General features: G+C 71.7%; 10 protein-coding genes and 1 pseudogene. 7 read left to right on the forward strand and 4 right to left on the reverse strand.

Translation table 11 applies throughout. From position 1 onward, the window contains the following. Positions 1-5 precede the first annotated feature (5 nt). Together ABZ848_RS08500 and ABZ848_RS08505 are read right to left on the reverse strand one after the other, a co-directional pair. Positions 6-2,639 (reverse strand): glycoside hydrolase family 78 protein, encoded by a 2,634-nt coding sequence (locus ABZ848_RS08500; RefSeq protein WP_360827377.1) that lies wholly within the window; start codon positions 2,637-2,639, stop codon positions 6-8. After that, a complete protein-coding gene (locus ABZ848_RS08505; RefSeq protein WP_360827380.1) occupies positions 2,636-3,928 on the reverse strand; it encodes an MFS transporter in 1,293 nt (430 codons plus the stop codon). The genes ABZ848_RS08500 and ABZ848_RS08505 overlap by 4 nt, the downstream gene beginning before the upstream one ends. Positions 3,929-4,187: 259 nt before the next feature. Between ABZ848_RS08505 and rhaI the strand changes: the two genes are divergently transcribed. From rhaI to ABZ848_RS08540, 7 genes and pseudogenes are all read left to right on the forward strand, one after another. Continuing rightward, entirely contained in the window at positions 4,188-5,348 is a 1,161-nt protein-coding gene (gene rhaI / locus ABZ848_RS08510) for an L-rhamnose isomerase (RefSeq protein ID WP_360827382.1), read from the forward strand. 58 nt (positions 5,349-5,406) lie between these two features. Continuing rightward, entirely contained in the window at positions 5,407-7,446 is a 2,040-nt protein-coding gene (locus ABZ848_RS08515) for a bifunctional aldolase/short-chain dehydrogenase (RefSeq protein ID WP_360827385.1), read from the forward strand. Next, entirely contained in the window at positions 7,443-8,891 is a 1,449-nt protein-coding gene (locus ABZ848_RS08520; protein ID WP_360827388.1) for a rhamnulokinase family protein, read from the forward strand. Before ABZ848_RS08515 ends, ABZ848_RS08520 begins: the two co-directional genes overlap by 4 nt. Positions 8,892-8,963: 72 nt before the next feature. After that, positions 8,964-9,719 (forward strand): (Fe-S)-binding protein, encoded by a 756-nt coding sequence (locus ABZ848_RS08525; RefSeq protein WP_360827391.1) that lies wholly within the window; start codon positions 8,964-8,966, stop codon positions 9,717-9,719. After that, a complete protein-coding gene (locus tag ABZ848_RS08530) occupies positions 9,716-11,194 on the forward strand; it encodes a LutB/LldF family L-lactate oxidation iron-sulfur protein (protein ID WP_360827394.1) in 1,479 nt (492 codons plus the stop codon). The genes ABZ848_RS08525 and ABZ848_RS08530 overlap by 4 nt, the downstream gene beginning before the upstream one ends. Beyond that, positions 11,191-11,859, forward strand: a complete 669-nt coding sequence (locus tag ABZ848_RS08535) for a lactate utilization protein C (RefSeq protein ID WP_360827397.1) — start codon at positions 11,191-11,193, stop codon at positions 11,857-11,859. Before ABZ848_RS08530 ends, ABZ848_RS08535 begins: the two co-directional genes overlap by 4 nt. A gap of 70 nt (positions 11,860-11,929) precedes the next feature. Continuing rightward, positions 11,930-12,951: pseudogene (locus ABZ848_RS08540) on the forward strand (ATP-binding cassette domain-containing protein). Between the two features lie 42 nt (positions 12,952-12,993). Here the strand turns inward: ABZ848_RS08540 and ABZ848_RS08545 are convergent. Together ABZ848_RS08545 and ABZ848_RS08550 are read right to left on the reverse strand one after the other, a co-directional pair. Continuing rightward, positions 12,994-13,590: a hypothetical protein gene (locus ABZ848_RS08545; RefSeq protein ID WP_360827400.1), complete on the reverse strand. Its 597-nt coding sequence runs from the start codon at positions 13,588-13,590 to the stop codon at positions 12,994-12,996. A 91-nt stretch (positions 13,591-13,681) separates the two neighbouring features. Next, a complete protein-coding gene (locus tag ABZ848_RS08550; protein WP_360828611.1) occupies positions 13,682-14,287 on the reverse strand; it encodes a hypothetical protein in 606 nt (201 codons plus the stop codon). Positions 14,288-14,290 lie beyond the last annotated feature (3 nt).

Raw genomic sequence — 14,290 nt, forward strand, 5'->3', positions numbered from 1 at the left:
GCCGGCTACTCGGGGCTGCTGAACGGGTGCCGGATCGCGGCCGGCGGCCAAGCTGGTGCGCTGTACGGCCGCCGGAAGGTGCGGCGGCCCGAGCCGATCTCGAACGGCTCTTCCTCGCCCGGGAGTTGGACCTCCGCCCGGGTGTTGGGCGGCACGAGCACCTCCACCACCAGCGTGTCGCCCTCGATCCGCCAGCCCGCCTCGGCACGGCCGTACGGCGTCTCGTGCGCCGCCTTCGCGTACGTGAGGTCGCCGCCCGGGACGGGCGCGACGCGCAGTCGCCGCCAGCCTGGCTCGGCGGCCTCCAGACCGGCCACCGTCCGGTGCAGCCAGTCGGCGACGGCGCCGAGGGCGTAGTGGTTGAAGGAGGTCATCTCACCAGGGTTGATGCTCCCGTCGGGCAGCATCGAGTCCCAGCGCTCCCACACCGTCGTGGCCCCCATCGTCACCGGGTACAGCCAGGACGGGCAGCCCTCCTCCAGCAGCATCCGGTACGCCAGCTGCGGCTCCCCGCCCGCGCACAGCGCGTCGCAGATCAGCGGCGTGCCGGCGAACCCGGTGGCGATCCGGAAGCCGGCCTTGCGCACGACGAACGCCAACCGCTCGGCCGCGCCCTGCCGTTGACGCTCCGTCGGCAGCAGGGCGAAGCACAGGGCGAGGGCGTACGCGGTCTGCGCATCGCTCGACATCCGCCCGCCGGGCGTGACGAACTCCTCGGCGAACGCGGCCCGTACGGACCGGGCGAGTTCCTCGTACCGTACGGCGTCGTCCTTCTCCCCCAACAGCCGTGCCGTCTCGGCGAGTACGTCGGCCGAGCGGGCGACGTAGGCGTTCGCGACCAGGTCCCCGTCGGTGCGGGCGGCGCCGGGGTCCTCGGGCGGGGCGGCCGGGTCCAGCCAGTCGCCGAGCTGGAAATTCTGCCGCCACAGGCCGCCGCCCTCCTCGACGAGAAGGGCCGCGCACTCCACCCAGGCGCGCATGCTCGGGTACTGGACGCGCAGTACCTCCAGGTCGCCGAAGCGGCGGTACAGCGTCCACGGCACCAGCACGGCGACGTCGGCCCACACCGCGTGCGGGGTGCCGCCGAAGGAGGCGGGCAGGATGTCGGGGACCACCAGCGGCGGTGATCCGTCGGGCCGGGCGAGCTGTTCGGCGGCGAGGTCGCGCAGCCAGCCACCGAGCATGCCCGAGCAGTCGTAGAGGAAGGACGCCGTGGGGGCGAAGACCTGGATGTCGCCGGTCCAGCCGAGGCGTTCGTCGCGCTGCGGGCAGTCGGTGGGGATGTCGAGGAAGTTGCCGCGCATGCCCCACACGACGTTCTCGTGCAGCCGGTTGACGAGTTCGTGCGCGGACTCGAACCAGCCGGTGCGTTCCATGTCGGTGTGCAGGACGACGGCTTCGACCGCGGCCGGGTCCAACTCGCCGGGCCAGTTGTCGAGTTCGGCGTAGCGGAAGCCGTGGAAGGTGAAGCGGGGCTCGTACGTCTCCACGCCCGTGCCGGCGAGCGTGTAGGTGTCGGTGGCGGCCGCCTGGCGCAGGGGCCGGACGCCGAGTTCGCCGTGTTCGAGGACCTCCGCGTGGCGCAGGGTGACCGTGTGGCCGGCCGGGCCGGAGACCCGGATACGCAGGCGGCCGACCAGGTTCTGCCCGAAGTCGAGAACCGTCCTCCCTGAGGGTGTGGTGAGGACGTCGACCGGCGTGAGCGTCTCGGTGCGGCGCACGGGCGGGCCGGTGGGTGCCACCAACTCGGCCTCGGGACGCGGGAGTTCGGTGACCGGCGACCAGTCGGAGGTGTCGTACCCCGGCTCGGACCAGCCGGGCCGTACGAGCCGGGCGTCGTACACCTCGCCGTCGTACAGCTCCGAGCGCAGGATCGGACCGGTCGTCGTACGCCAGGTCTCGTCCGTGCCCAGGGTGGTGAGGGTGCCGTCGGGGTGGGTGACCTCCAGTTGGGCGAGCAGGGCACGGTGGTCGCCGTAGAGGTTGCGGCGCCCGCCGTGGAAGCCGAGCCGGCCCGTGTACCAGCCTTCGCCGAGGAGCGCGCCGATGGCGTTGTCGCCCTCGCGGAGCAGGTCCGTGACGTCGAAGGTCTGGTAGCGCAGTCGGTGGTGGTAGGAGGTCCAGCCGGGGGCGAGGACGTGGTCGCCGACGCGGGTGCCGTTGATCTCGGCCTCGTAGACGCCGTACGCGGTGATGTACAGGCGGGCCGCGGCGACCGGCTTGCCGAGGGTGAAGGCGCGGTGCAGCAGGGCCGGCGGGAGCGGGGTGTCGGCGGGCGCGCGGTCGGGGGTGACGGGGCGTGCGGTCCAGTCGCCATGGGCGAGCAGTCCGGTCTCCGCGCGGGTGACCGGCGACCAGGCGGACGGCTCGGCGCCCTCGCCCCACACCCGGACCCGCACCCCGACCCGGTCGCGGGAGCCGAGCGCCGGGCCCGGCCACTCCACCAGTACCTGCTCGGCACTCTCCACCCGCCCGGTGTCGGCGAGCACGGCCCCCTCGGCGTCGGTGATCTCGATCCGGTAGGCCCGCTGGGTCCAGTCCGGTGTGCCGGTCTCGGTGCGCCAGCTCAGGCGGGGCCGGGGCTCCCCGATGCCGAGCGGTTCACGGTGGTGTTCGAGGACGGGTGCGGCGACCTTCAACGGATGACCTCCTTCTGCGGGACGGCGGCGGCCGTCAGGGCCCGGCCCTGCGGGGCGATGCCACGGACGATCCAGACGCCCATCACCCCGGACACCGCGACACACGCCGTGGTGATCCACAGGACGGCGGAACCGCTGGCCGCCATCAGAGTGGGGGTGGCCAGACCGGCGAGGCCGCACAGCGCCCGGCTGAGGCCGTAGGTCAGCCCCTGGGTCGTGGCGCGCAGCTCTTCCGGGAAGGCCTCCTGGGACCAGATCTTGTAGTTGGCCTCGCCCGCGAACTGGTTCACGACGTTGTAGAGCAGCATGAAGAAGATCATCGCCGCGATCACCGCTCCGCCGGTGGCGGCGGCCACGGCGAAGGCCAGCACCTGCAGGGCCGCACAGACGTAGAAGAGCCGGTCGCGCCAGGGCGTGTCGGCGAGCCGCACGAACGTCAGCGAGCAGATCAGCCCCACCGGAAGGCCCGCCAGGCTGATGCCGGTGGCGAGCGTCTGGGAGGCGCCGCTGACGGTGGTCAGGAAGTACGTGCCGTACTGGCCCATGGTGTTGGCGGCGAGGTTCCAGGCGAGGTAGAAGCCGCCGGTCGCGAGCAGCGGGACCAGGATCGGCCGGGCGCCCAGGCGCCGCAGGGCGCGTGCGTCGATGCTCTCGCCGCCGCCTGCCGCCTCGGCCTCCTCCAGCACCGGGGACAGCCGCATCCGGTTGCGCAGCACCCAGCTGACCAGGGCGACGACGGCCAGGTGGGCGAAGAGGAGCTGGGCGGAGAGGTAGCCGAGCGTGGAGGTGCCGAAGCCGATCACGACCGCGGCCGTGATGCCGACGACCCACATGGTCTGCGTCGCACCGATCAGCCGGCCGCGGACCGAGCGCGGGGAGTACTCGGAGACCATCGCGAGCGAGGTCGGCAGGTCGGCGCCGGCCGCGAGTCCGCCGATGATCATGCCCGCGTACAGGAAGGCGCTGTTGGGCGCGAGGACCACCAGGGCGGCGCCGACGGCGTAGACGAGGATGTCGATGCCGTACACGCGCTTGCGGCCGAACCGGTCGGCGAGCCGGCCGCCGACGAGCGAGCCGACGGCGATGGAGAAGGTCAGGGCGGCGCTCAGCGCGCCCAGCCCCCAGGAGGACAGGTGGAAGCGGCTCTGCCACAGGCCCAGGGAGAGTCCGGAGGAGACGATGATGCCGGAGTCCAGGTACGAGGCCATGCCGGACAGGACGGCCAGGCGCCACTGCGGACGGGTCACCTGGGGCGTTCCGGGCGCGCTGGAGATGGCGTCGTTGCTCATCAGGCGGCCTTTCGGGGAGAGGAGTACGGGGACGGGGGCCGGTCCACACGGTACGACTGACACGTGTAACCAGTCCTGAAACGTCGATGAAACGTTTCACGGCATCGTGGGGCCGGGAGGTCCCTCCGTCAAGGGTTCCGGCGCAGAAGATTCGGTTTCTCACGATGCGAGCCGGAGGTGGGCCTGCCGACGTCTTGACGCCGTCACGGAGCTGCGGTTAGCTTCCCTGAAACGATTCAAACAGTGTTCAGAGGTGGTCATGCAAGACCTGTCCGCCGCGAAGGCAGCACTCGCGGCCCAGAGGATCGAGACGCCGTCGTGGGCCTACGGCAACTCCGGCACACGCTTCAAGGTGTTCGCCCAGCCCGGCGTGCCGCGCGACCCCTGGGAGAAACTGCGGGACGCGGCGAAGGTGCACGAGTTCACCGGCGTGGCCCCCACGGTCGCCCTGCACATCCCGTGGGACAAGGTGGACGACTACGGCAAGCTCGCGGCGTTCGCCCAGGAGCTGGGCGTCTCCCTGGGGGCGATCAACTCCAACACCTTCCAGGACGACGACTACAAGCTCGGGAGCGTCTGCCACCCGGACGCCGCCGTACGCCGCAAGGCCCTGGACCACCTGCTGGAATGCGTCGGCATCATGGACGCCACCGGCTCCCGCGACCTCAAGCTCTGGTTCGCCGACGGCACCAACTACCCCGGCCAGGACGACATCCGCGCACGCCAGGACCGGCTCGCTTCGGCGCTCTCGGTGGTCTACGACCGTCTGGGCGAGGGGCAGCGGATGCTGCTGGAGTACAAGTTCTTCGAGCCGGCGTTCTACGCGACGGACGTCCCGGACTGGGGGACGGCGTACGCACACTGCCTCAAGCTCGGCGACAAGGCGCAGGTCGTCGTGGACACCGGACACCATGCCCCCGGCACCAACATCGAGTTCATCGTCGCCACGCTCCTCCGAGAAGGAAAACTGGGCGGGTTCGACTTCAACTCCCGCTTCTACGCCGACGACGACCTCATGGTGGGGGCCGCCGACCCCTTCCAGCTGTTCCGGATCATGTACGAGGTGATCCGGGGCGGTGGATACACCGACGACGTCGCCTTCATGCTCGACCAGTGCCACAACATCGAAGCCAAGATCCCGGCCATCATCCGATCCGTGATGAACGTCCAGGAAGCCACGGCCAAGGCGCTGCTCGTCGACCGGGAGGCGCTGGCGGCCGCGCAGCGCGAAGGTGATGTGCTGGAGGCGAACGCCGTGCTCATGGACGCCTACAACACCGACGTACGACCGCTGCTCGCCGAGGTCCGCCAGGATCTGGGCCTCGACCCCGACCCGATCGCCGCCTACCGCCGCTCCGGATGGCAGCAGCAGATCGCCACCGAGCGTGTCGGTGGTACCCAGGCCGGCTGGGGTGCCTGACTCCCCCGCCATGCGCAGACCCGCAGACGTTCCCACGACGCAAGGAAGAGAACCGATCATGGCACCCCACCCCGAAGCCGCCGCTCTCCTGGCCCGTTCCCATCGGCTCGGCTCCGACCCCCGCAACACCAACTACGCAGGCGGCAACGCCTCCGCCAAGGGCGTCGAGACCGACCCCGTGACCGGGGGTGACGTCGAGTTGATGTGGGTCAAGGGGTCCGGTGGCGACCTCGGGACGCTCAACGAGGCCGGGCTCGCCGTGCTGCGGATCGACCGGCTGCGGGCGCTCAAGGGCGTGTACCCGGGTGTCGAGCGCGAGGACGAGATGGTCGCCGCGTTCGACTACTGCCTGCACGGCAAGGGGGGCGCCGCGCCGTCCATCGACACCGCGATGCACGGGCTCGTCGAGGCCGCGCACGTCGACCATCTGCACCCCGACTCCGGGATCGCGCTGGCCTGCGCCGCCGACGGGGAGAAGCTGACCGCCGAGTGTTTCGGCGACACGGTGGTGTGGGTGCCGTGGCGGCGGCCCGGCTTCCAGCTCGGGCTGGACATCGCGGCGGTCAAGGAGGCGAACCCGCAGGCGATCGGGTGCGTCCTGGGCGGGCACGGGATCACCGCGTGGGGCGATACGTCCGAGGAGTGCGAGCGCAACTCGCTGCACATCATCCGGACCGCGGAGGCGTTCCTGGCCGAGCGGGGCAGGGCCGAGCCGTTCGGGCCGGTGATCGAGGGGTACGAGGCGCTTCCCGAGGACGAGCGTCGTGAACGGGCCGCGGCCCTCGCGCCGTACGTCCGCGCGATCGCCTCCCAGGACAGGCCGCAGGTCGGGCACTTCACCGACTCCGACGTGGTCCTGGACTTCGTGGCCCGCGCCGAGCACCCGCGGCTGGCCGCGCTCGGCACCTCCTGCCCGGACCACTTCCTGCGCACCAAGGTGCGGCCGCTCGTCCTCGACCTGCCGCCCACCGCGCCGCTGGAGGAGGCCGTCACCCGCCTCAAGGAGCTGCACGCCGAGTACCGCGAGGAGTACGCCGCCTACTACGAGCGGCACGCGCTGCCCGACTCCCCCGCGATGCGCGGCGCCGACCCGGCGATCGTGCTGATCCCGGGCGTGGGCATGTTCTCCTTCGGCAAGGACAAGCAGACCGCCCGCGTGGCCGGCGAGTTCTACGTCAACGCCATCAACGTGATGCGCGGGGCCGAGGCGGTCTCGACGTACGCGCCGATCGAGGAGTCGGAGAAGTTCCGCATCGAGTACTGGGCCCTTGAGGAGGCCAAGCTCCGGCGGATGCCGAAGCCGAAGCCGCTGGCGACCCGGGTGGCGCTGGTCACCGGCGCGGGCAGCGGGATCGGGAAGGCGATCGCGCACCGGCTGGTCGGCGAGGGCGCCTGTGTCGTCGTCGCCGATCTGAACGCCGAGAACGCGGCCGCCGTGGCCGAGGAGCTGGGCGGGTCGGACAAGGCCGTCGCCGTGACCGTCGACGTGACGTCCGAGGAGCAGATCGCCGAGGCGTTCAAGGCCGCCGCGCTTGCCTTCGGCGGGGTCGACCTGGTGGTCAACAACGCCGGGATCTCCATCTCCAAGCCGCTGCTTGAGACTTCGGCGCGCGACTGGGACCTGCAGCACGACATCATGGCCCGCGGTTCCTTCCTCGTCTCGCGGGAGGCGGCGCGGGTGATGATCGCGCAGGGGCTGGGCGGCGACATCGTCTACATCGCCTCCAAGAACGCCGTGTTCGCCGGTCCGAACAACATCGCCTACTCCGCCACCAAGGCCGACCAGGCGCATCAAGTGCGGCTGCTCGCGGCCGAGTTGGGCGAGCACGGCATCCGCGTCAACGGGGTCAACCCGGACGGCGTGGTGCGCGGTTCCGGGATCTTCGCGGCCGGCTGGGGCGCCCAGCGCGCGGCCGTCTACGGGGTGCCCGAGGAGAAGCTGGGCGAGTTCTACGCCCAGCGGACCATCCTCAAGCGCGAGGTGCTGCCGGAGCATGTCGCCAATGCCGTGTTCGCGCTGACCGGCGGCGAGTTGACGCACACCACCGGCCTGCACGTCCCGGTCGACGCCGGCGTCGCGACCGCGTTCCTGCGGTGAGCGCGCCCGTGAAGTCGTACGCCGCGGTCGACCTCGGCGCGTCCAGCGGGCGCGTCATGGTCGGCCACGTCGGCCCCGACAGCCTGGAGCTGACGGAGGCCCACCGCTTCCCGAACCGGCCCGTGCGGGTGCCCGAGGGTCTGCGCTGGGACATCCTCGGGCTCTACGGCGGTGTCCTGGACGGTCTCAAGGCCGCCGGGCCGGTCGACTCGGTCGGCATCGACAGCTGGGCCGTGGACTACGGGCTGCTGGACGCGGACGGAGCGCTGCTCGGCAACCCCGTGCACTACCGGGACTCCCGCACCGAGGGCATCGCGGAGAAGGTGTGGGCGACCCTGCCCGCGGAGCGGCTGTACGCGGCGACCGGTCTGCAGTACGCGCCCTTCAACACCCTGTACCAGCTGGCCGCGGCCCGCGCGTCGGCCCAACTCGGCCAGGCCGAGCGGTTGTTGCTCATCCCCGACCTGATCTCGTACTGGCTGACGGGCGAGCAGGGCACGGAGCTGACCAACGCCTCGACCACCCAGCTCATCGACCCCAGGACCCGCGACTGGGCGCACGGCGTGGCCTCCCGGCTTGACGTCCGCCTCGATCTGTTCGCCCCCCTGCGGCAGCCCGGCGATCCGGCGGGGTTCCTGCGGCCGGAGGTGCTGGAGGAGACCGGTCTCGCGGGTCCGGTGCCGGTTACGGCCGTCGGCTCGCACGACACGGCGTCCGCGGTGGCCGCCGTACCGGCCGAGGGCGAGCGGTTCGCGTACATCTGCACCGGCACCTGGTCGCTCGCGGGCCTGGAGCTGGACCGGCCGGTGCTGACCGAGGAGAGCAGGGCCGCCAACTTCACCAACGAGCTGGGGCTGGACGGCACGGTCCGGTACTTGCGCAACATCATGGGGCTGTGGCTGCTCGAGGAGAGCCGGCGGCACTGGGGTAAGCCGGGCCTGGACGTGCTGCTGCCCGCGGCCGCCGAGGTGCCGGGACTGCGGTCGGTCGTGGACGCGGGCGACCCGGCGTTCCTGGCGCCCGGCCGGATGCCGGAGCGGATCGCCGAGGCGTGCCGGGCCTCGGGCCAGCCGGAGCCGTACACCGTCGCCGAGGCCACGCGCTGCATCCTCGACTCGCTCGCCCTGGCCCACAGCCGGGCCGTCCGGGACGCCCAGCTGCTCGCGGACCGGGGGGTGGACGTCGTGCACATCGTGGGCGGCGGCGCCCGCAACGCCTTGCTGTGCCAGCTCACCGCCGACGCCTGCGGCCTGCCGGTCGTGGCGGGTCCCGCCGAGGCGGCCGCCTTCGGGAACGTCCTCGTGCAGGCCCGCACCGACGGCCTCGTCGGCGACCGCACCGACATGCGGCGGCTGCTCGCCCGGACACAGCAGCTGACCCGCTACGAACCGCGCGGCGACGTGGCGCGCTGGCGCGAGGCGGAGGCCCGGCTCGCCGCTCGGTGAGCCGGGGTCTCCCCCGGACCCCTCACCCGGACTACGCTGCACTCATCCGATGATCGACAACAAGGAGCCGCGATGCGTGTCGCCCTGTTCCTGACCTGCGTCAACGACACGCTCTATCCGGACACCGGGCGCGCCGTGGTGAAACTGCTGACCAGGCTGGGCGTCGAGGTCGACTTCCCGATGGCCCAGACCTGCTGCGGACAGGCCCACTACAACACCGGATACCGCCATGAGGCCGAGCCGCTCGCCCGGCATTTCTCCGATGTCTTTGGGGAGTACGAGGCGATCGTGACGCCGTCCGGATCGTGCGGGGCGATGGTGCGGGAGCTGTATCCGCGGATGGGTGAGCGGGCCCGGGCCGAGGGGCGCGGGGACACGCTCGCGGCGACCCTGGCGCCGGTGGTGCCGAAGACGTACGAGCTGACGGAGTTCCTGGTGGACGTGCTGGGGGTGACGGACGTCGGCGCGTACTACCCGCACAAGGTCACCTACCACCCCACCTGCCACGGCCTGCGCGGCCTGGGGCTGGGCGACCGTCCCCGGCGGCTGCTGCAGTCGGTCAAGGGGCTGGAGCTGGTGGAGCTGCCGGGTGCCGACGAGTGCTGCGGCTTCGGCGGCACGTTCGCGCTGAAGAACTCCGACGTCTCGGCGGCGATGGGCGCGGACAAGGTGCGCAACGCCGAGTCGACCGGCGCCGAGGTGCTGTGCGCGGCCGACAACTCCTGTCTGATGCACATCGGCGGCACGATGGCCCGGCTCAGCACGGACCTGCGGCCGGTGCACATCGCGGAGATCCTGGCGAGCACGGAGGAGGAACCGGCCGTATGAGCGGGACGTTCGTGGGGATGCCGGCCTTTCCGAAGGCCGCGCACGACGCCGTACGCAACGAGACGCTGCGGGGCAATCTGCGCCATGCCACGCACACCATCCGCGCCAAGCGGGCCAAGGCCGTCGCGGAGGTGTCGGACTGGGCGGCGCTGCGGGACGCCGGAAAGCGGATCAAGGACCACACGCTGCTTCATCTCGACCGGTATCTGGAGCAGTTGGAGGCGTCGGTCACGGCCGCGGGCGGCACGGTGCACTGGGCCGCCGACGCCGACGAGGCCAACCGGATCGTCGCCGAACTCGTCAAGGAGACGGGCGAGTCGGAGGTCGTGAAGGTCAAGTCGATGGCCACGCAGGAGATCGGGCTCAACGAGGCGCTGGAGGCCGAGGGCATCCGCGCCTACGAGACCGATCTCGCCGAGCTGATCGTGCAGTTGGGCAGGGACCGGCCCTCGCACATCCTGGTCCCCGCCATCCACCGCAACCGCGGCGAGATCCGGGACATCTTCGAGCGCGAGATGAGCGAGTGGGGCCGCCCGGCGCCCGAGGGTCTCACCGACACACCCGCCGAACTCGCCGAGGCCGCCCGCCTGCACCTGCGCGAGAAGTTCCTGCGCGCCAAGGTCGGCATCTCCGGCGCGAACTTCATGGTCGCCGAGACCGGCACGCTGGTCGTCGTGGAGTCCGAGGGCAACGGCCGTATGTGCCTCACCCTCCCCGAGACGCTGATCTCTGTCGTCGGCATCGAGAAGATCGTGCCGACCTGGCGGGACCTGGAGGTGTTCCTGCAGACCCTCCCGCGCTCCTCGACGGCCGAGCGGATGAACCCGTACACGAGCATGTGGACCGGTACCACGGACGAGGACGGTCCGCGCGCCTTCCACCTGGTCCTCCTCGACAACGGCCGCACCGACACCCTCGCCGACAAGGTCGGCCGCCAGGCCCTGCGCTGCATCCGCTGCTCGGCCTGCCTCAACGTCTGCCCGGTGTACGAGCGGGCGGGCGGCCACGCGTACGGCTCGGTCTACCCGGGCCCGATCGGCGCCATCCTCAGCCCCCAACTCCGGGGCACGCAGAGCGAGATCGACGCCTCACTGCCGTACGCATCGTCGCTGTGCGGTGCCTGCTACGAGGTCTGCCCGGTCGCCATCGACATCCCCGAGGTGCTGGTGCATCTGCGCGAGCGGGTCGTGGAGGGCGGTCCGGTGGTCCGCGAGGGCAACAAGGTCGTCCTCAAGCCGGCCAAGGGGCATGCCGCCGAGCGGGCGGCGATGCGGGCGGCGCGCTGGGCGTTCACGCACCCGGGCGCGCTGCGCGGCGGACAGCGGCTCGCCTCGCGCACGCGCAGGATCCATCCGCGCTCGCTGCCGGGGCCCGGCAAGGCGTGGAGCGGGACGCGGGAGCTGCCGACCGTACCGGCGGAGCCGTTCCGCGACTGGTGGCAGCGGACGCGGGGCGGAAAGGGCGGGGCGAAGTGAGCAGCAGGGAACGGGTCCTGGGCCGGGTGCGGCGCGCGCTGGCGTCCGTACCGAAGGACGACACGCCGTACGAGCAGGCGGTTCCGCGGGAGTATCTGCGCGAGCACGGGGAGCGGAGTGCCGCGGAGACGGTGGATCTGCTGGCGGAGAACCTCGCGGACTACCGGGCGATCGTGCACCGGTGCCCGGAGGGCGAACTGACCGCTGTGGTGGGCCGGTTGCTCGCGGAGCGTGGGTCGAGGACGGTCGCCGTGCCACCGGGGCTGGATGCCAGATGGCTGGCGGCCACCGATGCCGAACAGATCCCCGACGCCGGGTCGAACACGCCGCACGAGCTCGACCGCGTGGACAGCGTGGTCACGGCGTGCGCCGTCGCGATCGCCGAGACCGGCACCATCGTCCTCGACGGCTCCCCCGACCAGGGCCGTCGCCGCATCACCCTCGTCCCCGACCACCACATCTGTGTCGTACGGGTCCCGGAGCAGGTCGTCTCCTCCGTGCCCCAGGCTCTCGAACGCCTCGACGCGGCCCGCCCGTTGACGTGGATCTCCGGTCCGTCGGCGACCAGTGACATCGAGCTGGACCGGGTCGAGGGGGTGCACGGTCCGCGCACGCTGGAGGTGGTGCTGGTGGGTGATCGGGCGAGCACGGAGGCCGACGGGTAGCTTCAGCCATTCGCCGGGTGCGGAGGGCTGACGAAGAGCGGGGTGCCGGGAGCGCCGCCAGCGTGAGGTCATGATCCGGTTCGAGCAGGTCAGCAAGCGGTATCCGGACGGTACGACCGCGGTGGACGACCTGAGTTTCGAGGTGTCCGAGGGCGAGCTCGTCACGCTCGTGGGGCCCTCCGGCTGTGGCAAGACGACGACCATGATGATGGTCAACCGGCTCATCGAGCCGACCTCGGGGCGGATCTACGTGGGCGGTGAGGACATCGCGGCCGTGGACCCGGTGCGGCTGCGCCGCCGTATCGGCTATGGCTGATCGGCTGGAAGCGGGCGAAGGCCCGGGCGCGGGCCGCCGAACTCCTCGACCTGGTGGGCCTCGCCCCCAAGCGGTACGGGCCCCGCTACCCGGACCAGCTGTCCGGCGGTCAGCGGTGGGGGTCCCCCCAGGCCGTTCAGGCACTGGGGGAGGGTCGGTGTGGCGCGGGCGATGGCGGCCGATCCGCCGGTGCTGCTGGTCACGCACGACATCGAGGAGGGGTACGGCTGGGTGATCGCATCGCCGTGTACGGGCAGGGGCGGATCGAGCAGTTCGACACGCCGGGGGCGGTGCTGGGCACACCGGCGACGCCGTACGTCGCCGAATTCGTCGGCGCCGACCGGGGGTTGAAGCGCCTGTCGGTGACTGAAATCGAGGCCGAGGATCTGGAGCAGCCGCCGGTCGCCCGGCTCGACGAGGCGGCGGCGTCCGCAGCGGACCGCCTGCGGGCGGAGGGTGCGCGCTGGGCGGTCGTCCTGGACACGCAGGGTGACCTGCACGGCTGGGTGGGCATCGACGACCTGGGCGCGGGCGGCTCGGTCGGCGACCGCGCCCGCCGGATGAACGCCTGGGTGCCGGTGGGCGCGCCCCTGAAGCAGGCCTTCGGGGTGATGCTCCAGCACGACGCCGGGTGGGTGGCGGTGCTGGACGGGGCCCGCTCCCTGGGTGTGCTGACGCCGGGCAAGCTGCATGAGGCGCTGCGGCGGTCGGTGGACGCGGACGCGCTGGGTGCGTCGTGGGGGCAGGTGGCGTTCGACTCGTTGGCCGACGCCTGACGGGTGCCGTACGCGACAGCCGTACGCCGCCTCGCCGGTCCGTCAGCAGTAGACCATCGGGCAGCCGCGCCGCAGCGAGTGCTGGGCGGCACGCAGGTACAGCGCCACGTAGAACGCCGCGTCCAGGTCCTCGGCCCACGGTCCGGGTCGCGCGGCGGCCAGCTCCTTCACGGGACCGTCGAGGAACAGGTACGTCAGGTCGAGGTTGTCGCAGGCCTCCGGTATCTCGTCCACAGGCAGCCCGACGGCCGTCGCCAACCGCTCCGCGAGCGCGAGCACTTGAGGCGCGCCCACGACCACGGTCTCGTCGGTGTAGGAGGAGGCGACGGGCAGCACGATCGGCTCGTCGAGGGAGATTGGCACCAGCACCGTCCAGCCGCAGAGCAGCTCCCACTCCTCCTGGGTCAGGTGCGCTTCGCAGAGCGCGCTGAACCCGTCCATGGGAGGCACGAGCTTCTCCTCGAACGACTGCCCCGAGCCCCGTACGAGCTTCGCCGGCTCGGGCACGGACGTGTACGGCGGCAGCCCGCGCCGTCCCAACTCCTCGTTGAGCAGGGCCCCGACGGCGCCCCGGCCGCCCTCTTCCTCGTCCGCGTCGAACCAGTCCCGCGCACTGCTGCTGACCAGATAGATACCCATGCCCGCAAGGTACAAGGCGCCACTGACAATCGACCCCGACTCCTGACCTGCCCCTTTCAGACGGGGACCCGACTCAAGCAGGGCGCCCGACTCAAGCAGGGGCCTGACCGCCCTGCTTCAGCAGACCCTTGTCCTCGAGATAGGTCCGTGCCACGTCCGACGCCAACCGCCGCCAGCTGTCGACCTGTTCGTTCTTGGACGCCAGATCCGCGGTCGTCAGTACGTGGTTCAGCTCGCCGAGCGCCTTCGTCACCCCGGCGCCGCCCGCGCGCGACCGGTTGACGACCGTCACCAGGGAGATGGCGGACACCATGGCGATGCGCAGTCCGGCCATCGCGGCGGGCAGCGCGAGCAGCAGTTCCACGGTGAGCAGGAGGCGGATCGGGCCGTACCCCATGCCGCGTGCGGCCTGCCGGGTCTCCTCGGGGGCGGCGCGCAGGCAGGCCAGGATGTTCCGCACCAGCAGGGTCAGCGAGTAGAGGACGGGGCCGACCGCCCAGCCCCCGCGGCGGGCGAGGACGGCCAGCGGGAGGGACAGGGCGAGGCCGATGAGCACGGAGACCGCGGTCAGCCGGAGGTGCTGGACGATCGCGTCGATCAGGATGTGGCGGCGGCTGGTCAGGTACTCGCCGCAGATCCTCCCCCAGCTCTCGACTTCGCTCGACCCGGGGGGACCCCCATGTTGCGGGCGAGGCAGTCG

Origin of the sequence: Streptomyces sp. NPDC047081, assembly GCF_040643775.1 — a bacterium.
In the GTDB taxonomy this organism is placed as follows: Bacteria; Actinomycetota; Actinomycetes; order Streptomycetales; family Streptomycetaceae; genus Streptomyces.